The 1,112-nt window shown below is 55.4% G+C and carries 1 protein-coding gene; it reads right to left on the reverse strand.

Annotated elements, in window-relative coordinates; all coding sequences use genetic code 11:
* Window positions 1-1,112, reverse strand: a 1,112-nt coding sequence (gene tuf, locus EJA71_RS23630; RefSeq protein ID WP_158959956.1) for an elongation factor Tu, incomplete at both ends; no start/stop codon positions are given.

Here is a 1,112-nt window from a genome sequence, read left to right on the forward strand (position 1 = left end):
GCGCCGACGGTACGACCGCCTTCACGGATAGCGAAACGCAGACCGTCTTCCATCGCGATGGTTTTGATCAGGGTAACAGTCATCTGAATGTTGTCACCTGGCATTACCATTTCAACGCCTTCTGGCAGCTCGCAGTTACCGGTCACGTCAGTAGTACGGAAGTAGAACTGTGGACGGTAGCCTTTGAAGAACGGAGTGTGACGACCGCCTTCTTCCTTGCTCAGAACGTAAACTTCTGCAGTGAACTTGGTGTGCGGCTTAACCGAACCCGGCTTAACCAGAACCTGACCACGCTCAACGTCGTCACGCTTGGTGCCACGCAGCAGAACGCCGCAGTTCTCGCCAGCACGACCTTCGTCGAGCAGCTTGCGGAACATTTCAACACCGGTGCAGGTGGAAACGGTAGTGTCACGCAGACCAACGATTTCCAGCGGATCCTGAACGCGAACGATACCGCGCTCGATACGACCAGTCACAACAGTACCGCGACCCGAGATCGAGAATACGTCTTCGATTGGCATCAGGAATGGCTTGTCGATCATACGAACTGGTTCTGGGATGTAGCTGTCCAGAGTCTCAACCAGCTTCTTGACGGCAGTGGTGCCCATCTCGTTGTCGTCTTTGCCTTCCAGCGCCATACGAGCCGAACCGATGATGATTGGAGTGTCATCGCCCGGGAAGTCGTAGGTGGACAGCAGGTCGCGAACTTCCATCTCAACCAGTTCCAGCAGCTCTGCGTCGTCTACCAGGTCAGCCTTGTTCAGGAAAACCACGATGTACGGAACGCCTACCTGACGGGACAGCAGGATGTGCTCACGGGTTTGTGGCATCGGACCATCAGCGGCCGAGCAAACCAGGATAGCGCCGTCCATTTGAGCAGCACCGGTGATCATGTTCTTCACATAGTCAGCGTGACCTGGGCAGTCAACGTGAGCGTAGTGACGGATCAGCGAGTTGTATTCAACGTGCGCGGTGTTGATGGTGATACCGCGAGCTTTTTCTTCTGGAGCGCTGTCGATCTTGTCGAATTCAACTACGGCCGAACCGAAAACTTCGGAGCAGACGCGAGTCAGAGCAGCGGTCAGAGTGGTTTTACCGTGGTCAACGTGACC

This window comes from Pseudomonas sp. PB106 (assembly GCF_009764645.1).
Taxonomy (GTDB): Bacteria; Pseudomonadota; Gammaproteobacteria; order Pseudomonadales; family Pseudomonadaceae; genus Aquipseudomonas.